The organism is Paraburkholderia sp. BR10882 (assembly GCF_040948855.1).
Lineage (GTDB): Bacteria > Pseudomonadota > Gammaproteobacteria > Burkholderiales > Burkholderiaceae > Paraburkholderia > Paraburkholderia nodosa_A.
In genome coordinates this window covers 832,532-851,129 of record NZ_JBFPKP010000001.1, presented here as the reverse complement: position 1 = coordinate 851,129, position 18,598 = coordinate 832,532, and the positions used below count along the sequence as shown (strand labels likewise).

At 63.9% G+C, this 18,598-nt stretch carries 14 protein-coding genes and 1 pseudogene; 5 read left to right on the top strand and 10 right to left on the bottom strand.

All coding sequences use genetic code 11. The features are described from left to right. Positions 1-14: 14 nt before the first annotated feature. Entirely contained in the window at positions 15-764 is a 750-nt protein-coding gene (locus AB3X99_RS03920) for a DUF2968 domain-containing protein (protein ID WP_069267863.1), read from the bottom strand. Between the two features lie 48 nt (positions 765-812). Further along, positions 813-950: pseudogene (locus AB3X99_RS03915) on the bottom strand (Fis family transcriptional regulator); the annotation flags it as partial. 140 nt (positions 951-1,090) lie between these two features. On the opposite strand from AB3X99_RS03915, the gene AB3X99_RS03910 reads away from it, so the two are divergent. Then, a complete protein-coding gene (locus AB3X99_RS03910; protein ID WP_069267864.1) occupies positions 1,091-1,555 on the top strand; it encodes a DUF2147 domain-containing protein in 465 nt (154 codons plus the stop codon). A 120-nt stretch (positions 1,556-1,675) separates the two neighbouring features. Here the strand turns inward: AB3X99_RS03910 and AB3X99_RS03905 are convergent, their stop codons facing one another. The 6 genes from AB3X99_RS03905 to typA form a co-directional block, all read right to left on the bottom strand. Further along, positions 1,676-2,131, bottom strand: a complete 456-nt coding sequence (locus tag AB3X99_RS03905; protein WP_342945609.1) for a transposase — start codon at positions 2,129-2,131, stop codon at positions 1,676-1,678. Between the two features lie 160 nt (positions 2,132-2,291). Continuing rightward, the gene (gene zapE, locus AB3X99_RS03900) at positions 2,292-3,389 is read right to left on the bottom strand and encodes a cell division protein ZapE (protein ID WP_069267865.1); all 1,098 of its coding nucleotides are present in this window, start codon (positions 3,387-3,389) and stop codon (positions 2,292-2,294) included. Positions 3,390-3,504: 115 nt separating this feature from the next. Then, positions 3,505-4,935 (bottom strand): dihydrolipoyl dehydrogenase, encoded by a 1,431-nt coding sequence (lpdA, locus tag AB3X99_RS03895; RefSeq protein ID WP_342945608.1) that lies wholly within the window; start codon positions 4,933-4,935, stop codon positions 3,505-3,507. A gap of 101 nt (positions 4,936-5,036) precedes the next feature. Then, positions 5,037-6,305 (bottom strand): 2-oxoglutarate dehydrogenase complex dihydrolipoyllysine-residue succinyltransferase, encoded by a 1,269-nt coding sequence (gene odhB / locus AB3X99_RS03890; RefSeq protein ID WP_342945607.1) that lies wholly within the window; start codon positions 6,303-6,305, stop codon positions 5,037-5,039. Positions 6,306-6,410: 105 nt separating this feature from the next. Beyond that, a complete protein-coding gene (locus tag AB3X99_RS03885) occupies positions 6,411-9,275 on the bottom strand; it encodes a 2-oxoglutarate dehydrogenase E1 component (protein WP_069267868.1) in 2,865 nt (954 codons plus the stop codon). Positions 9,276-9,614: 339 nt separating this feature from the next. Continuing rightward, positions 9,615-11,441, bottom strand: coding sequence for a translational GTPase TypA (gene typA / locus AB3X99_RS03880; RefSeq protein WP_069267869.1), 1,827 nt, complete (start codon positions 11,439-11,441; stop codon positions 9,615-9,617). A 411-nt stretch (positions 11,442-11,852) separates the two neighbouring features. Here typA and AB3X99_RS03875 point away from each other — a divergent pair, with 411 nt between their 5' ends. The 4 genes from AB3X99_RS03875 to AB3X99_RS03860 all read left to right on the top strand — a co-directional run bounded on the left by AB3X99_RS03875 (position 11,853) and on the right by AB3X99_RS03860 (position 17,063). After that, positions 11,853-12,359, top strand: a complete 507-nt coding sequence (locus AB3X99_RS03875) for a MarR family winged helix-turn-helix transcriptional regulator (RefSeq protein ID WP_069267870.1) — start codon at positions 11,853-11,855, stop codon at positions 12,357-12,359. Between the two features lie 86 nt (positions 12,360-12,445). After that, complete coding sequence (locus AB3X99_RS03870) at positions 12,446-14,047, top strand: efflux transporter outer membrane subunit (protein WP_368616162.1); 1,602 nt, start codon at positions 12,446-12,448, stop codon at positions 14,045-14,047. Between the two features lie 65 nt (positions 14,048-14,112). After that, positions 14,113-15,393 (top strand): EmrA/EmrK family multidrug efflux transporter periplasmic adaptor subunit, encoded by a 1,281-nt coding sequence (locus AB3X99_RS03865; protein WP_368604100.1) that lies wholly within the window; start codon positions 14,113-14,115, stop codon positions 15,391-15,393. Between the two features lie 104 nt (positions 15,394-15,497). Then, a complete protein-coding gene (locus AB3X99_RS03860) occupies positions 15,498-17,063 on the top strand; it encodes a DHA2 family efflux MFS transporter permease subunit (protein WP_368616161.1) in 1,566 nt (521 codons plus the stop codon). A gap of 105 nt (positions 17,064-17,168) precedes the next feature. Here the strand turns inward: AB3X99_RS03860 and truB are convergent, their stop codons facing one another. After that, entirely contained in the window at positions 17,169-18,152 is a 984-nt protein-coding gene (gene truB, locus AB3X99_RS03855; RefSeq protein ID WP_368616160.1) for a tRNA pseudouridine(55) synthase TruB, read from the bottom strand. A gap of 8 nt (positions 18,153-18,160) precedes the next feature. Then, positions 18,161-18,526 (bottom strand): 30S ribosome-binding factor RbfA, encoded by a 366-nt coding sequence (gene rbfA, locus AB3X99_RS03850; RefSeq protein WP_042272510.1) that lies wholly within the window; start codon positions 18,524-18,526, stop codon positions 18,161-18,163. Between the last annotated feature and the right edge of the window lie 72 nt (positions 18,527-18,598).

Below are 18,598 nucleotides of genomic sequence, written 5' to 3'. Positions count from 1 at the left end.
CCGCGCACCGGCGATTAGCGGATCGGCAGACCGCCTTCCACTTGTTGCTGCAGTTCGCGCACTTGACGCTGGACCGTGCGCAGTTGCGCCTGGGCGGCCGTCTTCTGCGCCTGCAACGCGTTCGCCTGATCGCGGCCCTGCTTCTGCCGGTCGGCGACAAGCGCCTGCTGCTCGCGCGCGATAGCCAGATCCGCCTGGAGCCGGTTCGCGTGGTCCTGCGTGAGCGCGATCATGCGGTCCGTGAACGCCTTCTGCGCTTCGAGGCGCGTGCGGCGAATTTCCACTTCGGCGAGCTGGCCCGACTTCACCGCGAAGTCGCGATAGATGGCTTCAGCACGCGTCTCGTCGCTCGTCTTGATCACGCGCCAGAACGTCTTGTTCTGGAACAGCGTCACGTAGTACGTCATTTCCTTGCCGTAAAACAGCAAGCTTGCGCCATACGAGCCGTTGTAGGTCGTGCGCAGTTCGGCGAGATCCGAGCCTCGCAGCATCTCCTGCAGCTCGGCGACGTTGCCCGCGGCGTTCTGCTTCGCTTCATCCGGCGTGAGTACGCCCGGCTGGCTCGCTGCCAAAGGCAACGCAGGGGTTGCGGCCTGATCGTCCTGCACTGCGGGTGCGGCGGTGGTCTGTGCTACGGGCGCCGCTGCTGCTGCATTCGCTGCTGCTGAATTGTCAGGCGGCGTCTGTGCGCAGCCCGTACCGATTCCCCCGATTAATACCAGCGCCGCCAGAGCGGTGCGACGAACTCTCCACTTGTAGTCCATGTAGTACCTGCTTTGAACAGTTCTAATTTTTACAAATCGGCACAATTATTACTCACTTTCACGTGTTTCGGGCCACTCGTAGAAAATTTGCCGATTACGTATCTTTTCCCACAACACATAGCAAGAATTTCTTGGGAATTGCGCGCTGTCCTTGCATCGCCAGCCGTTTTGGTCCAGCGCGGCCAGGGCCGACCAAACTAGAGTTCCTTCTCTCAAACGCGCGCGATGCTTTCCAGTATCCTGCCCTGACCTTGCGGCTTGCCAGGCGTGCCTGGCGCGACGCACGGTCAGCGTCGACACGACAAACAACATCAGTGGAGGAAGACATGAATCGAGTCATCGGACGCGCGGCGCGCCACGTTGCGCTTGCGAGTGCACTGCTATGCGGCGCCCTCGCCGCGCACGCTCAAACCGACACGCCCGTCGGCGTCTGGCAGACCATCGACGATCACACCGGCCAGCCGAAAGCGCTCGTGCAGATCAGCGCCGACGCCAACGGCGACCTGAGCGGCAAGGTCATCAAGGGCCTCGGCGCGACTGATCAGCCCGATCGGCGCTGCACGGCCTGCACCGACTCGCGCAAGGATCAGTTGATCCTCGGCATGACGATCATCGACAGCATGAAAAAGACCGCTGAGGGGTATGACGGCGGGCACATTCTCGACCCTGAGAACGGCAAGGTGTACCGCTGCAAGATGCATACGGAAGACGGCGGCCAGAAACTCGTCGTGCGCGGCTATATGGGTATTTCGCTGCTTGGCCGCTCGCAAACCTGGGTGCGTCAGCAGTGACTGCGTGCGTGAGCGGATCGACCTGAGGACCGGTGCAAAAACCAGCCAGGGGACCTGGGAGACGAAACCGGCCGAAGCGCGCACATGAGCCGCTTCGGCCGGACTTCATCAGCGCCGGTATTACGCTGTGTGGCGATACACGAAGCGACAGGTGAAAGGCTGCGACTGCGCGGACGCGCTCGCCACCAGGACGAACGGCGAATTGCGCGGCACGTTGCGCGCCGCTTCCTGCCTGCGCGCCGCTTTTTCTGCACGGCTCGCGTGCTTGCGCATGCGCGTTTCGATGGTGTCGCACAACCTCACGCCGTCTTCGCCGAACAACTCGCCCATCACGCGCTTGAGCGCCCCGTTGTAGTGCCAGGTCTTGAAGCGGCGATGGCAGGTTTGATACGAGGGGTAGCGGCGCGGCATGGCCGACCAGTTCGCGCCGCTATACATGACCCACAGCACGCCGTTGAGCACCGAGCGCGTATTGGCGAGCGGCCGTCCACGCAACTCGGTGCGCGGACGCAGTTCGGGCAGGAGCAGCATCACGCGCTGCCACTCTTCGTCGGTAATATCGCGATGCGGGGTCATGGAAGGTCCTTTGTCAGACGGTGTGCTGACAAACGATATCCACTCACCCCCGCCATCCATATCAGACGAGTCCGAATCTTGAAAAGGGTGCCGCCGCGCTCTTTTGAGACTGGCTCGACGCCTGCGTGACACTCCCTGGACCGGCGCGGACGCCGTGCGCTCAGGTCAGGGCCGTATCGACGATGCGGCGCGGCGTTTCGAGATATTCCTTCGACTGCATTTCGACGATGCGCGACACCGTGCGCGTGAACTCGTTGGCCATCGGGCCTTCCACATAGAGTTCCTCGGGCGGCACCGCGGCCGACATCAGCAGCTTGACCTTGTGGTCGTAGAACACGTCGATGAGCCAGGTGAAGCGGCGTGCTTCGGACTGCATACGAGGCGTCATCTGCGGCACGTCGGAGAGGATCACCGCGTGAAAGCGGCTTGCCAGCTCCAGATAATCGTTCTGCGAACGTGGACCGCCGCACAGCGTCGCGAAATCGAACCACACCACGCCGTCGGCCTTGCGCAGCGCCTTCAGTTCGCGCTTTTCGATGCGCAGCAGCGGGCTTTCGTCGGGGACAGCGGCCAGCTCCGCGAACGAGTGGCGCAGCGCCTTGTCGGCGGCGGCGCCGAGCGGCGTGTGATAGACCTCGACCTGCGCGAGCGTGCGCTGGCGGTAGTCGACGCCCGCATCGACGTTGAGCACGTCGAGCTTGCTCTTGATCAACTCGATCGCAGGCAGCATGCGGTCGCGATGCAGCCCGTCGGGATAGAGCAGATCGGGATCGTAGTTGGACGTCATCACGAACTGCACGCCGTTCTCGAAGAGACGGTCGAGCAGACGGTAAAGGATCATCGCGTCGGCGATGTCCGAGACGTGGAATTCGTCGAAGCAGATCAGGCGATAACGCTTCGCAATGCGGCGTGCGAGTTCGTCGAGCGGATCGGCCTGGCCCTTGAGCTCTTCGAGCTCACGGTGCACTTCGCGCATGAATTCGTGAAAGTGCAGACGCGTCTTGCGCTGCAGCGGCACGACAGCATAGAAGCTGTCCATCAGGAAGCTCTTGCCGCGCCCAACACCGCCCCACATGTACACGCCGCGCGGCAGGTCCGGGTGAATAAGAAACTTCTTGAAGGCGTTCGAACGCCGCGACTTGTATGCGACCCACTCGTCGTAGCACCGCTGCAGCCGGTCGATCGCGGCGCGTTGCGCCGTATCGGGCTTGTATCCCCGCTTCTGCAGTTCGTTTTCGTAGTATTCGGTGACGTTCATTTTCTAGGCCGCAAATGAGCAAAGGCGGGAGAGCAAAGCCCACCCGCCTCCGTACGTGATGCTGGGTACTGCGGGGCAGCGCGGCCAAAAAAGTCGGCCGCCCTGCCCTTGGCGCTTACATGTTGAGCGCGCGCTTGTCAGTGGCGAGTGCAGCTTCGCGCATGACTTCGGACAGCGACGGGTGCGGATGGCAGATGCGGCCGATGTCTTCGGCGGCAGCCTTGAATTCCATCGCCACCACGGCTTCCGCGATGAGGTCAGATGCGTTGGCCGAGATGATGTGCACGCCGAGCAGTTCGTCGGTCTTCGCGTCGGCGATCATCTTCACAAAGCCGTCGGCCTTGTTGATGCCGAGCGCGCGGCCGTTCGCCATGAACGGGAACTGGCCCGTCTTGATGTCGCGGCCTTCCGCCTTGAGCTGCTGCTCCGTCTTGCCGACCCATGCGATTTCCGGCTCGGTGTAGATCACCCACGGAATGCAGTTGTAGTCGATGTGCGGCTTCTGGCCGTCGATGATCTCGGCCACCAGCACGCCTTCGTCTTCTGCCTTGTGCGCGAGCATCGGGCCACGCACCACGTCGCCGATCGCGTACACGTTCGGCACCGACGTTGCGCAGTGGTCGTCCACGTCGATGAAGCCGCGCTCATTGGCCTTCAGCCCGATCGCTTCGAGACCGAGGTTGTCGGTGTTCGGCACGCGGCCAACCGACACGATCAGGCGGTCGGCTTCGAGCTTCTGCGCGTTGCCGTCCTTGTCCGTGTAGTTGATCGTGACGCTCTTGTCGGTCGTCGTCACTTCGCCGACCTTCACGCCAACGTGAATGTCGAGACCCTGCTTCTTGAAGAGCTTCGCGGCTTCCTTCGCGAGCGCCTGGTCAGTCGCGCCGAGGAATTCCGGCAGCGCTTCGAGGATCGTGACGTCGGCACCGAGACGGCGCCACACCGAGCCGAGCTCCAGACCGATCACGCCTGCGCCGATCACAGCGAGCTTCTTCGGCACGCTGTCGAACGTGAGCGCGCCTTCGTTGTCGGAGATGATCTTGTTGTCGACCGGAATGCCCGGCAGATGGCGTGCTTTCGAACCCGTCGCGATGATCACGTTCTTCGCCGTGACGACTTCGGTTTCGCCTTCGCCGCTCACTTCGATCTGCACGCCGGCTTCGTTCTTGCCGGTGAACTTGCCGTGGCCCTTGAGCCACGTGATCTTGTTCTTGCGGAACAGGAACTCGATACCCTTCGTCATCTTCTCGACGATGCCTTCCTTGCGGGCGATCATCTTCGCGACGTCGATCTTCACGTCGCCCACGCTGATGCCGTGGTCAACGAGATGATGCGCGGCATTTTCGAACTCTTCCGACGAGGCGAGCAGCGCCTTCGACGGAATGCAGCCGACGTTCAGGCAAGTGCCGCCGAGCTTCAGCGCGCCGGCCGGGTTCTTCCACTTTTCGATACACGCAACCGACTTGCCGAGTTGTGCGGCGCGGATCGCCGCGATATAGCCGCCAGGGCCGGCGCCGATCACGACGACGTCAAATTCTTTGGACATGGTCATCCTTTCGAGACGTGAGCGCGGCACGCGGAGCCCGGTTTCCGGAATCCGCGCGCACGGCGCTCAGTGTGAGACTTGATGCTTGATGAGGCCGATCTTTACAGGTCGAGCAGCAGACGAGCCGGATCTTCCAGCGCATCCTTCATCGCGACGAGCGACAGGACGGCTTCGCGGCCGTCGATGATGCGGTGGTCGTAAGACATCGCGAGGTAGTTCATCGGGCGGATCACGATCTGGCCGTTCTCCACCACAGCGCGTTCCTTCGTGGCGTGCACGCCGAGGATCGCCGACTGCGGCGGGTTGATGATCGGGGTCGAGAGCATCGAGCCGAACACACCGCCGTTCGAGATCGAGAACGTACCACCCGTCATTTCTTCGATCGAAAGCTTGCCGTCCTTGGCCTTCTGGCCGAACTCGGCGATCTTCTTCTCGATGTCGGCGAGGCTCATCTGGTCTGCGTTACGCAGGATGGGCACCACCAGACCGCGCGGCGAGCCGACCGCGATACCGATGTCGAAGTAGCCGTGGTAGACGATGTCGTTGCCGTCGATCGACGCGTTGACGAGCGGGAACTTCTTGAGGGCGTGCACTGCGGCCTTCACGAAGAACGACATGAAGCCGAGCTTCACGCCGTGTTCCTTTTCGAACTTGTCCTTGTACTTGTTGCGCAGGTCCATGACCGGCGCCATGTTCACTTCGTTGAACGTCGTGAGGATGGCGTTGGTTTGCTGCGACTCGAGCAGACGCTCGGCGATACGCGCACGCAGACGCGACATCGGCACACGCTGTTCCGGACGGTCGTTGAGCCAGTTCGCAGCCGATGCCGGTGCGTTGACTTGCGGCAGCGACGGCTTGGCGGTAGCCGGCTTCGCAGCCGGGGCGGCTGCGGGAGCGGCCTTCGGCGCGCCTGCGCCGAGCACGTCCTGCTTCGTGATGCGGCCGTCACGGCCCGTGCCGGCGACGTCGCCGCCTGCGAGACCCTTCTCTGCCATCAGCTTCGTCGCTGCGGGCGAGGCGACCGTGCTGCTTGCCGTCGTTGCGGCGGCGGCAGCCGGTGCAGCTGCGGGAGCCGCGGCGGCAGCCGGCGCGGCTGCGGCTGCGGGCGCTGCAACGGCGCCAGCCTTGGCTTCCGTGTCGATCCTGGCGATCACCTGTTCGCTGGTGACGGTAGCGCCGTCGCCCACGATGATCTCGGCCAGCACGCCGGCAGCCGGCGCGGGCACTTCGAGCACGACCTTATCGGTTTCGATCTCGATGACAACTTCGTCCTGGGCGATAGCTTCGCCCGGCTTCTTCTTCCACTGCAGCATCGTGCCTTCCGACACCGACTCCGAAAACTGCGGAACTTTGACTTCTACGATAGCCATGTGATTTTCCTGAATACGTATCTGGGTACGAACCGGGTCGCGCACGTGAGCGCGGGAAAGCGCGCGTCGTTCAGCACGCCTTCCCGGTTCGATTTGCTCTAGTGCTTACTTCGCGACCTGCGCGCCCTTCAGGCGGCCGAATGCACCTTCGATCAGCGCCTTCTGCTGCTCGTAGTGCTTCGCGTAGTAGCCGACAGCCGGCGATGCGGAAGCAGGACGGCCGCTGTACGCGAGCTTCATGCCTTCCTTCATGCCTTCCTTCAGGTGGTGCTCGATGTAGAACCACGGGCCCTGATTCTGCGGCTCGTCCTGCACCCAGACCACTTCGGTCGCGTTGTCGTACTTCTTCAGCTCGGCTTCGAACTGCTTGTGAGCAAACGGATAGAGCTGTTCGATACGGATGATCGCGACGTCGTTCGCCTTCGCTTCGCGGCGGTGTGCCACGAGGTCGAAGTACACGCGGCCCGAGCAGGCGACCACGCGCTTGACCTTCTTCGCGTCGATGGCTTCGTCCACTTCGCCGATGACCGGCTGGAACGTGCCCTTCGCGAGTTCGGACAGGTCCGACACGGCTTCCTTGTGACGCAGCAGCGACTTCGGCGTGAAGATGATGAGCGGCTTGCGGAACAGGCGGATCATCTGGCGGCGCAGCACGTGGAAGATCTGGGCCGGCGTGGTCGGCTGAACGACCTGCATGTTGTGCTCGGCGCACAGCTGCAGGAAACGCTCGATACGCGCCGACGAGTGCTCCGGACCCTGGCCTTCATAGCCGTGCGGCAGCAGCATCGTGAGACCCGAAACGCGGCCCCACTTCACTTCGCCCGACGAGATGAACTGGTCGATCACGACCTGCGCACCGTTGACGAAGTCGCCGAACTGGCCTTCCCACGCGACGAGCGTGTTCGGCTCGGCAGTCGAGTAGCCGTATTCGAAGCCCAGCACTGCCTCTTCCGAGAGCACCGAGTCGATCACCGTGAACTGCGCCTGGTTCTCGCCGATGTTCTGCAGCGGCACGTACGTGCCGTCGTCCCAACGCTCGCGGTTCTGGTCATGCAGAACGGCGTGGCGGTGCGTGAACGTGCCGCGGCCCGAGTCCTGGCCCGTCAGGCGAACTGCGTAGCCCGAGGCGACCAGCGACGCGAACGCGAGGTGCTCGCCCATGCCCCAGTCGAGCTTCGCTTCGCCCTTGCCCATCGCGCGGCGGTCGTTGATGACACGCTCGACCAGCGGGTGAACCTTGAAGTTCTGGGGGATCGTGGTGATGCGCTCAGCCAGACGCTTGAGCTCGGCGAGCGGCACAGCCGTATCGGCTGCGTCGGTCCACTTGCGGTTCAGGAACGGAACCCAGTCCACCGCGTACTTGCTCTTGTAGTTCGAGAGCACGGGGTCGACCGTGTGGTGGCCTTCGTCCATCGCGGCGCGATAGGCCTTGACGTAGTTGTCCGCGTCCTCAGCCGTGATCACGCCTTGCTGCACGAGCTTTTCGGCGTACAGCGCACGGGTGCCCGGGTGCTTCGCGATCGTCTTGTACATCAGCGGCTGCGTGACTGCGGGCGTGTCCTGCTCGTTGTGGCCCAGCTTGCGGAAGCAGATGATGTCGACCACGACATCCTTGTGGAACTGCATGCGGAATTCGACCGCGAGCTGGATCGCCAGCACGACCGCTTCCGGATCGTCGCCGTTCACGTGCAGCACCGGCGCTTCGATCATCTTGACGACGTCGGTACAGTAGAGCGTCGAACGCGCGTCGCGCGGGTCCGAGGTCGTGAAGCCGATCTGGTTGTTAATGACGATGTGCAGCGTGCCGTGCGTGCCGTAGCCGCGCGTTTGCGCGAGGTTCAGCGTTTCCATCACGACGCCCTGGCCTGCGAAGGCCGCGTCGCCGTGGATCTGCACCGGCAGCACCTGCAGGCCGTCTGCATCGCCGCGGCGATCCATACGGGCCTTGGCCGAGCCTTCGACCACCGGGTTGACGATTTCGAGGTGCGACGGGTTGAACGCGAGCGACAGGTGGACCGGACCGCCTTCGGTCGCGACGTCCGACGAGAAGCCCTTGTGGTACTTCACGTCGCCTGCCGGCAGGTCGTCGACGTGCTTGCCTTCGAATTCGGCGAAGAGGTCAGCCGGCATCTTGCCGAGCGTATTGACCAGCACGTTCAGACGGCCGCGGTGAGCCATGCCGATGACGATTTCCTGCACGCCCTTCGCGCCTGCGTGACGAACGACTTCGTCCATCGCGGCGATGAAGGACTCGCCGCCTTCGAGCGAGAAGCGCTTCTGGCCGACGTACTTGGTGTGCAGGAAGCGCTCGAGGCCTTCGGAGGCCGTCAGGCGCTGCAGGATGTGCTTCTTCTTGTCGTTCGAGAAGTTCGGCGTCGAGCGGATCGACTCGAGACGCTCCTTCCACCAGCGCTTCTGTTCAGGATCGCTGATGTACATGTACTCGGCGCCGATCGTACCGCAGTACGTATCGCGCAGCGCCTTGACGATCTCGCGCAGCGTCGCGCGCTCGAAACCGAAGTACAGGTTCGTGGCGCTGAACGTCTGGTCCATGTCGGCTTCGGTGAAGTCGTAGAACGCAGGCTCGAGTTCGGGGATGTTCGGACGTTCGCGACGCTTGAGCGGATCGAGATTGGCCCATTGCGAGCCGAGGAATCGATAAGCGCCAATCAGGGACTGAACGTAGACTTGCTTGCGTGCCGTGGCGAGATCTTCGCCGCCGCCGCGCGGAACAAATGCATTGGCCTTCGCGCGTTGAGCGAAGGATTCGACGATCGGCCCGTGGGCGATGTCGTTGTCTGCCGTGCCACTCGACGACGGCACGTTTTGCAGTGCGTCGAAGTACTCACGCCAGTTGTCCGGAACGGACGCAGGGTTATCAAGATATGCTTCGTATAGCTCTTCGACATACGGAGCATTGCCGCCGAACAAATAGGAGTTCAGCTGGAATTGCTTCATCGTTTCCGACATTTACGCTCACCTTTCTTCGAGTTTCTCGAGAAATAGCGGGTTACTCAACCTTCCGCGCCACGGCCTGACCGTTTAGCGGATTGCGAATCAAGTCTGCTTGGAAGGACCTAAATCATGCATCCGCGGAGTATAGCGCATATGCGCATCTCGCCACAGGATGCAATGCGACCGAACACCACGCGGGAACCCTTTTTCCACGGGCCCTTGCGGCATTCGCAACGCACTCTTCCCGCACCGCAATACAATCCCCGCCAGACGCAAAAAAGCCGCCCATAAAGCGGCGGCTTTTCTGTGAGTCTTTGTGCATTGCAGTGCAGAAAAAAGCGCTAAAAATGCCAATTACTCGGCAGCGCCTTCGCGGCTCGCGCGGCGACGCTCGTGCTCTTTGAGGTGACGCTTGCGCAGACGGATCGACTGCGGCGTGACTTCCACGAGTTCGTCGTCGTCGATGAATTCCACGGCGTATTCGAGCGACATCTGGATCGGCGGCACGAGGCGCACGGCTTCGTCGGTGCCCGAGGCGCGCACGTTGGTGAGCTGCTTACCCTTGATCGGATTCACGACGAGGTCGTTGTCGCGGCTGTGAATGCCGATGATCATGCCTTCGTACAGCGCGTCGCCCGGCTTCACGAACATGCGGCCGCGGTCCTGCAGCTTCCACAGTGCGTAGGCGACAGCGGCGCCGTCGTCCTGCGAGATCAGCACGCCGTTGCGGCGCTCGCCGAGCGAGCCTTCCTTGATCGGACCGTAGGCGTCGAACACGTGGCTCATCAGGCCCGTGCCGCGCGTGAGCGTCATGAATTCGCCCTGGAAGCCGATCAGGCCACGCGCCGGAATACGATACTCGAGACGCGTGCGGCCGCGGCCGTCCGAAGCCATGTCGAGCATTTCGCCCTTGCGGCGGCCCAGTTCTTCCATCACGCCGCCCTGGTGGCCGTCTTCGACGTCCACGGTCAGCATTTCGTACGGCTCCTGCTTCACGCCGTCGACTTCGTGCAGCACCACGCGCGGACGAGACACGGCCAGCTCGTAGCCTTCGCGGCGCATGTTTTCGATCAGGATCGTGAGGTGCAGTTCGCCACGGCCCGACACTTCGAACGTGGTTTCGTCGCCGGTGTCCTTCACGCGCAGCGCGACGTTGTGGTTCAGTTCCTTCGTGAGACGGTCGCGGATCTGGCGGCTCGTCACGAACTTGCCTTCGCGGCCGGCGAGCGGCGACGAGTTCACGAGGAAGTTCATCGTCAGCGTGGGCTCGTCCACCGTGATCATCGGCAGCGCTTCGGGGGTGTCGACCGCGCAGATCGTCGCGCCGATGCCGATATCTTCAATGCCGTTGATCAGCACGATGTCGCCGGCTTCGGCCGATTCGACCTGCACGCGCTCGAGGCCGCTGAACGACAGCACCTGGTTGATCTTGCGGTTCATCACCTCGCCTTCCGGGCCGAAGCGCAGCGCCACCGGCTGACCCGGCTTGATGCGGCCACGCTTGATACGGCCCACGCCGATACGGCCGACGTAGGTCGAGTAGTCGAGCGAGGTGATCTGCAGCTGCAGCGGGCCTTCCGGATCGGCGTCGCGAACCGGCACGTGCTCGAGCACGGCTTCGAACAGCGGGCGCATGTCGCCTTCGCGCGCATCCGGCGACAGCGAAGCGTAGCCGTTCAGGCCCGAAGCGTAGACCACCGGGAAGTCGAGCTGCTCTTCGGTCGCGCCGAGCTTGTCGAACAGGTCGAAAGTCTGGTTGATCACCCAGTCGATACGGGCGCCCGGACGGTCGATCTTGTTCACGACGACGATCGGCTTGAGGCCGAGCGCGAGCGCCTTCTTCGTGACGAAACGCGTTTGCGGCATCGGGCCTTCGACGGCGTCGACGAGCAGCAGCACCGAGTCGACCATCGACAGCACGCGTTCCACTTCGCCGCCGAAGTCGGCGTGGCCCGGGGTGTCGACGATGTTGATGTGGGTGCCTTCGTACTCGACGGCGCAATTCTTCGACAGAATCGTGATCCCGCGCTCTTTTTCGATGTCGTTCGAGTCCATGACGCGTTCGGCGATCTGCTGGTTGTCGCGGAAGGTGCCGGACTGGCGCAGCAGTTGGTCGACGAGCGTGGTCTTGCCGTGGTCGACGTGGGCAATGATGGCGATGTTGCGAAGAGCGCGGGACATAGGAACCTGGGTACAGTTGAGTGCGTCGCGCATGCCCTGCTGGCAGGCCCGGCGAGGGCGCGCGGCCGCCGCTTCGACCCGCCCCGGACTTGCTGCCGGCGGGTCAATTCAGCATCGCTGCGATGACGCACTTTTGGGAACCTGAAATTATAGCACGCGCAGATGAATTGATCTCGCGCATATCAGGAAGCACCCTGGATCAGGGCGGCCGGCGTCGCAACCGCGCAACGCGGGTAAAGATTCGACGGACGCCGCCGCGCGCCGTTCACGCCGGATTTTCCCATGCCCACGGGGCCGGATTAAGCCCCTACTCTGCAAAGGTTTCTCGGCAAAGGCAGAATAAACCTTGCCGCGTCAACTAACCGCCCCTATAATCCCTGCCTGGTCAACCATTGCACTCGCAGCAGAATCATGACGGATCCGACTCCCACGCCCCCGCCCGAAGTCCGCGACTACGACCTCGGCGAAAGCGTCGGCTACCTGATCTCGCGGGTGAAATCGACGATGTCGAACATGGTCACCCAGCGCGCCGTCGCCGAACTCGGCGTCACGAGCCAGCAGGCCAGCATCCTCTTCATGGTGGCGACCGGCAAATGCACGCTCGCAGCCGAACTCGCCCGCGAGTACGGCATCGACGCAAGCGCCGTCACACGTCTCGTCGACCGGCTGGAGAAGCGCGGACTCCTCAAGCGCGTGCGCAGCTCCGAAGATCGCCGCGCGGTGCGCCTCGCGCTGACGCCCGAGGGCCTTGCCATCGCCGCGCGCATGCCGGCGATTTTCCGCAGTGTCACCGAGCATCTGTCGGCCGGATTCACGCCTGAGGAAGTGGGCTTCCTGAAGAGCATGTTGCGGCGGATTCTTTCGAATAGCTGCGAAGCTAGCCAGAGTTCGAACCCGAATCCGCCCGAGAATCGATGACGGGGCAAGCAAATTTGAAATCGCCGAACAAGAAAATAGCTGCAGCGTCCAGTATCACCACACACTCTCACGCATCGAGACGAGCAATGAAATCCCAAACCGAGTTTGCGCCAGTTCCGGCCGTGCGGGCACTGTCCTGCCGGGCGGCGGTCGCCGCCGCGGTCGCGGCGCTCGCCCTTGCGGGTTGCGCGAACTACATCGGCATCAAGAGCGACAAGACCATCGATCAGCCGCAGCAGTTCGAAAGCTCGCAGAGCATTCCGGCACAAGGCGGCCAGTGGCCGACGCTCGACTGGGCGAACCAGTTCGGCGACCCGCAGCTGCCCAAGCTGATCGACGAGGCGCTCGAAGGTAGCCCGACCATCGCTCAGGCGCAGGCGCGCCTCGCCAAGGCCTCGTCGTATATCGAAACCTCGCGCTCGGCGCTCTTCCCGAAGGCCAACCTGAGCTACTCGTGGACCCGCGAGCTGTACTCGGCCAATGCCCTGTTCCCGCCCCCGTATGGCGGCACCTGGTATAGCGAGAACAACGTGCTCGCCAGTGCCTCGTGGGATCTGGACCTCTGGGGCAAGAACCGTCAGCGCCTCGCGCAAGCCGTGTCCTCGCAGCGTGCCGCCGAGGCCGACATGCAGCAGGCGCGCATCACGCTCGCCTCTTCGGTCGCCCGCACGTACAACCAGCTCGCCCAGCTCTACGAGCTGCGCGACATCGCCGTGCACGAGATCGACAACCGCAAGACCATCGGCACGATCACGAACGGCCGCGTGGTGGCGGGCCTCGATACCAACGTCGAGAAGCAGACCGCGAACGGCAACATCGCGACGAGCCAGGCGAACCTCTCGCAGATCGACGGCCAGATCGAATCCGTGCGCTATCAGCTCGGCGCGCTGCTCGGCAAGGGCCCCGACCGCGGCCTGCAGATCGCGCAACCGGTGCTCAACCCGGTTGCCAACGTCGCCCTGCCCGACAATCTGCCCGCCGACCTGCTCGCGCGCCGCCCCGACATCGTCGCCGCGCGCTGGCAGGTGGAAGCCGCGATGCACGACGTGAAGGAAGCCAAGGCCGAGTTCTATCCCGACGTGAACCTTGCGGCCGGCTTCGGCTTCGACGCGTTCGGCTGGGGCAAATTCCTGAACTTCACGAGCCGCCAGGCGAACATCGGCCCGGCCGTGCATTTGCCGCTCTTCGACGCGGGCGCGCTGCGCGCGCAACTGAAGGGCCGCTACGCCGACTTCGAGCTCGATGTCGCGAACTACAACCAGACGCTGATCGGCGCGTTCCAGGACGTGGCGACCAACGTGTCGACGATCCGTTCGGCAGACCGGCAACTGGTCGACGCCGATCGCGCGCTCGACGCGTCGACCAAGGCCTGGCAGCTCGCGGTCATCCGCTACAAGGCGGGGCTCTCCGAGCAGCTTCAGGTGCTCACCGCCGACCAGAACCGCCTCGCCGCGGAGCAGACGGTGTCGAACCTGAAGGCGCAGCGCCGCGACCAGCAGATGGCGCTCATCAAGTCGCTTGGCGGCGGCTTCGAAGCGCAAGGCGCGGGGCTCACGCCGCCGGCCAAAGTCGGCAGCGAAGCGCGCGGCCAGAGCGACGTGAACGGCGCACCGTGGCGCGGTACGCGCTCGCCGCAGAACGCGGCAGCGGCGGCGAACGCTTCAAATGCCGCGCCCGTGTCGAACTGAGCGCCGAGCAGCACACGAACATCAAAAACTGAACGAACAGCACGCAAGCATCCGGAGATCCTTCCATGAGCACCCCCCAGCAGCCGGCGGCCAACCCGCAGCCGAACGCGAACAGCGGCAAGCGCAAGCGCATGATGACGCTGCTTGTCCTCGTGATCGTGATTGCAGCCGTTGCCTACGGCCTCTACTACTTCCTCGTCGCACGCTTCACCGAAAGCACGGACGACGCCTACGTGAATGGCAACGTCGTGCAGATTACGCCGCAGGTCACCGGCACGGTGATCGCACTGAAAGCGGACGACACGCAAACCGTGAACGTCGGCGACCCGCTCGTGCTGCTTGATCCGGCCGACGCACGCGTGACGCTCGAGCAAACCGAAGCGCAACTCGCGCAGACGGTGCGCCAGGTGCGCGGCCTCTTCGCCGACGACAGCCAGTACGAAGCGCAAGTCGCCCAGCGTCAGTCCGACCTCTCGCGTGCGCAGGACGACCTGCGCCGCCGCATGCAGGTCGCGCAGACGGGCGCCGTCTCGCAGGAAGAGATCTCGCACGCACGCGACGCCGTGCGCAGTGCCGAAGCCGCGCTCGAAGCCGCACAGCAGCAGCTCGCCGCAAACCGCGCGCTGACCGCGAACACGACCATCGCCAATCACCCGAACGTGGAGGCCGCCGCCGCCAAGGTGCGCGACGCCTATCTGGCGAATGCGCGCAACACGCTGCCCGCACCGGTTACCGGCTACGTGGCCAAGCGCTCGGTGCAGGTGGGCCAGCGCGTCTCGCCGGGTAATCCGCTCATGTCGGTGGTGCCGCTGAACTCGCTGTGGGTCGACGCCAACTTCAAGGAAGTGCAGCTCAAGCACATGCGCATCGGCCAGCCGGTCGAGATGACGGCCGACGTCTATGGCTCGTCGGTCGTCTACCACGGCAAGGTGGTGGGCTTCTCGGCGGGCACGGGTTCCGCCTTCTCGCTGCTGCCGGCGCAGAACGCGACGGGTAACTGGATCAAGGTGGTGCAGCGCCTGCCGGTGCGTATCTCGCTCGATCCGGAAGACCTGCAGAAGCACCCGCTGCGCATCGGCCTCTCGATGCAGGTGGACGTGAGCATCCGCAACGATTCGGGTACGCAGCTCGGCAATGCGCAGAACACCGTCTACGAGACCGATGTGTTCGCCAAGTACGGCGCGGAAGCCGACGCGGAAATCGCGCGCATCATCGCCGAAAACGCCGGTCCGAACGCGCACAAGGCGGCTAGCGTCAGCAACAACGCCAGCGGCGCGACCGGCAACGCATCCGCAAAGGCGCAGGTGTCGTCCGCTCACGCGGCGAAGCCGGGCGCAAAAGGCTGATTGAAGCCCTGATAAAAGCACTCGCAGACGCCGGCGCGGGCTGATCGTCAGCCCGCGCCGCTTTGTTTCGCGCGGCCTCCAACAGGTCAACAAGAAAGGACGCCATGGCAGCAGCACAACAACCCGTCGCGCATCCGCCGCTACAGGGCGCGCAACTCGTGATCGGCACCATCGCGGTGTCGCTCGCGGTGTTCATGAACGTGCTCGACACCTCGATCGCGAACGTGTCGATCCCGTCGATCTCGGGCGACCTCGGCGTGTCGTCGGACCAGGGCACGTGGGTCATCACCTCGTTCGCGGTGGCCAACGCGATCTCCGTGCCGCTCACCGGCTGGCTCACACAGCGTTTCGGCCAGGTGCGCCTGTTCATGGCGTCGATCATCCTGTTCGTGATCTCGTCATGGATGTGCGGCCTCGCGCCCACGCTGCCCTTCCTGCTCGCCTCGCGCGTGCTGCAAGGCGCCGTGGCCGGCCCGATGATCCCGCTTTCGCAAACGCTGCTGCTCGCGAGCTACCCGCGCGCGAAGGCGCCCATGGCGCTCTCGATGTGGTCGATGACCACGCTGATCGCGCCGGTGGCCGGCCCGATTCTCGGCGGCTGGATCTCCGACAACATTTCGTGGCCCTGGATCTTCTACGTGAACATTCCGGTGGGCATCATCGCGGCGCTCGCCACGTGGGCGATCTTCCGCAATCGCGATTCGGAGGTGAGGAAGGCGCCGATCGACGGCGTGGGCCTCGCGCTCCTCATCATCTGGGTGGGCTCGCTGCAGGTGATGCTCGACAAGGGCAAGGACCTCGACTGGTTCTCGTCCACCACGGTCGTCGTGCTTGCGCTCACCGCCGTGATCGCATTCGCGTTCTTCGTGGTGTGGGAGCTGACCGCGGATCACCCTGTGGTCGACCTGTCGCTGTTTGCGCGACGCAATTTCACGGGCGGCACGATTGCGCTTTCGGTGGGCTACGGGCTGTATTTCGGCAATCTCGTGCTACTGCCGCTGTGGCTGCAAACCACCCTCGGCTACACCGCAACGGACGCGGGCCTCGTGATGGCGCCCGTGGGCTTCTTCGCCATCCTGCTCTCGCCGATCACGGGCAAGATCTTGCCGCGCACCGACCCGCGTTATATCGCGACGACAGCCTTCATCGTGTTTGCGCTGTGCTTCTGGATGCGCTCGCAATATACGACGGGCGTGGACACGTGGGCGCTTACGCTGCCTACGCTCATCCAGGGCATCGGCATGGCGGGTCTGTTCATTCCACTCGTGTCGATCACGCTGTCGGGTCTGCCGGGCCATCGCATTCCCGCGGCCTCGGGCCTGTCGAACTTCGTGCGGATCATGTGCGGCGGTATCGGCACCTCGATCTTCGAAACAGCGTGGGATCACCGGACGACGTTTCACCACGCGCGCCTGAACGAAGTGGCTACGCCGACCAACCCGGTCTTCAACCAGTCGATGCAGCAGTTCCAGGGCGCGGGTCTCGATCCTTCCCAGGCGCACGGGCTCTTCGACCGGATGCTCTCGCAGCAGGCCGCGCAACTCGGCGTGAACGACCTGTTCTGGATTTCCTCGATGATCTTCATCGTGCTGATCGCACTCATCTGGATCACGCGGCCCGAGCGTGCCGGTGGCGCGGACGCGGGTGCAGCGGCTTCGGCAGCGCATTGAGGTCGATGCGCTAGCGCTTGCGGGTATCCATAGCAAAACGGCACGTCCGCTTCCTCACCGACGTGCCGTTTTTTTTCGTGCGCGCCAGGCGCGGCGCAAGCGTACTCAGGCTGCGCTGCTGACCACCAGCCGCTCCGGCGCAAGCACGCCGTTCGCGGCCTTCGCGACGCCAAGCAGGCGCCCATCCTCTGCATAGACGCGCACGCGTTCAGCCGCTTCGCAAACCGCGCGATCGAGCACCAGCTCGTTGAGCGGCAAGCGCTGGCCATGCGTGAAGCGGCGCGCCGCCTCTACATTGAGCGTCACGGCGGGGAACGTGGAGAGCAGCGCATCGACGGGACGCAGCCAGGTGTCGCGCTCGGGCTCGTCGGCGGCGGTGAGTGCGTCGAGCGTCACTGCATGCTCGAGCGTGAGCGCGCCCACACCGGTACGCCGCAGCATCACGAGATGCGCGCCGCAGCCAAGCGCCTCGCCGATATCTTCGGCAAGCGTGCGGACGTACGTGCCCTTGCTGCAGGTCACGCGAAACGTCACCTCGGGAACCTCGGGAAGCGCGCTGGCGATCATCTCCAACGCAAGGATCTTCACCTCGCGCCCTTCGCGCTCGACCGTCTGGCCCGCACGCGCATATTCATAGAGCGGCTTGCCGTCGCGCTTGAGCGCCGAATACATCGGCGGCACCTGCACGATGTCGCCGAGGAAGCGCGTCATCGTCTCACGCACGGCGGCTTCGTCGCAGGTGACCTCGCGCGTTTCGATCGCCTCGCCTTCGGCGTCGCCGGTGGCCGTGCGAATGCCGAGGCGCATGGTCGCCTCATAGGTCTTGTCGGCTTCGAGCAGATCCTGCGAAAACTTGGTCGCCTCGCCGAAGCACAGCGGCAGCAGACCCGACGCGAGCGGGTCGAGCGTGCCGGTGTGGCCGGCCTTCTTCACGCGGTACAGGCGCTTCGCGCGAATCAACGCGTCGTTGCTCGAAAGGCCAACGGGCTTGTCGAGCAGCAGCACGCCGTCGAGCAGGCGGCGCGGGACTCTCGGTCGCGCCGCATCAGATCGCTGCCCGCCCTGATCCTGTTTCGATGATCCAGTCATTGCCCGCGTCAGTCGTCCTTCGCGCGCGTCGCGTTCGCCTCGTCGATCAGGCGCGACATCTCGACACCCTTCTCGACCGACTGGTCATAGTGGAAATGCAGCGTCGGCACCGTGTGAATGTGCAGGCGCTTGAAGAGCTGGTTGTGCAGATGACCTGCGGCGTGATTGAGCGCTTCCTGCGTGGTCTTCGGGTCGCCCGTGAGGGTCGTGAAGTAGACCTTGGCGTGCGCGTAGTCGGGCGTAAGTTCCACGCTCTGGATCGTCACGAGCCCGATTCGCGGGTCCTTGACTTCGCGCATCAGCTCAGACAGATCGCGCTGGATCTGATCCGCGATCTGCACGTTGCGATTCGGGGAAGTACGTTTTTTCGGCATGATGGTTCCACCTCTTTATCTGCGAGGCATTCGGGCGGCGTTGCGTCCCTGAAGGCGCACACGGCCGCGCAA

What these genes read in the sequence shown, in the direction of transcription:
- AB3X99_RS03920 (WP_069267863.1), bottom strand. Translation starts at nt 764, where the DNA reads ATGGACTACAAGTGGAGAGTTCGTCGCACCGCTCTGGCGGCGCTGGTA.
- AB3X99_RS03910 (WP_069267864.1), top strand. Translation starts at nt 1,091, where the DNA reads ATGAATCGAGTCATCGGACGCGCGGCGCGCCACGTTGCGCTTGCGAGT.
- AB3X99_RS03905 (WP_342945609.1), bottom strand. Translation starts at nt 2,131, where the DNA reads ATGACCCCGCATCGCGATATTACCGACGAAGAGTGGCAGCGCGTGATG.
- zapE (WP_069267865.1), bottom strand. Translation starts at nt 3,389, where the DNA reads ATGAACGTCACCGAATACTACGAAAACGAACTGCAGAAGCGGGGATAC.
- lpdA (WP_342945608.1), bottom strand. Translation starts at nt 4,935, where the DNA reads ATGTCCAAAGAATTTGACGTCGTCGTGATCGGCGCCGGCCCTGGCGGC.
- odhB (WP_342945607.1), bottom strand. Translation starts at nt 6,305, where the DNA reads ATGGCTATCGTAGAAGTCAAAGTTCCGCAGTTTTCGGAGTCGGTGTCG.
- AB3X99_RS03885 (WP_069267868.1), bottom strand. Translation starts at nt 9,275, where the DNA reads ATGTCGGAAACGATGAAGCAATTCCAGCTGAACTCCTATTTGTTCGGC.
- typA (WP_069267869.1), bottom strand. Translation starts at nt 11,441, where the DNA reads ATGTCCCGCGCTCTTCGCAACATCGCCATCATTGCCCACGTCGACCAC.
- AB3X99_RS03875 (WP_069267870.1), top strand. Translation starts at nt 11,853, where the DNA reads ATGACGGATCCGACTCCCACGCCCCCGCCCGAAGTCCGCGACTACGAC.
- AB3X99_RS03870 (WP_368616162.1), top strand. Translation starts at nt 12,446, where the DNA reads ATGAAATCCCAAACCGAGTTTGCGCCAGTTCCGGCCGTGCGGGCACTG.
- AB3X99_RS03865 (WP_368604100.1), top strand. Translation starts at nt 14,113, where the DNA reads ATGAGCACCCCCCAGCAGCCGGCGGCCAACCCGCAGCCGAACGCGAAC.
- AB3X99_RS03860 (WP_368616161.1), top strand. Translation starts at nt 15,498, where the DNA reads ATGGCAGCAGCACAACAACCCGTCGCGCATCCGCCGCTACAGGGCGCG.
- truB (WP_368616160.1), bottom strand. Translation starts at nt 18,152, where the DNA reads ATGACTGGATCATCGAAACAGGATCAGGGCGGGCAGCGATCTGATGCG.
- rbfA (WP_042272510.1), bottom strand. Translation starts at nt 18,526, where the DNA reads ATGCCGAAAAAACGTACTTCCCCGAATCGCAACGTGCAGATCGCGGAT.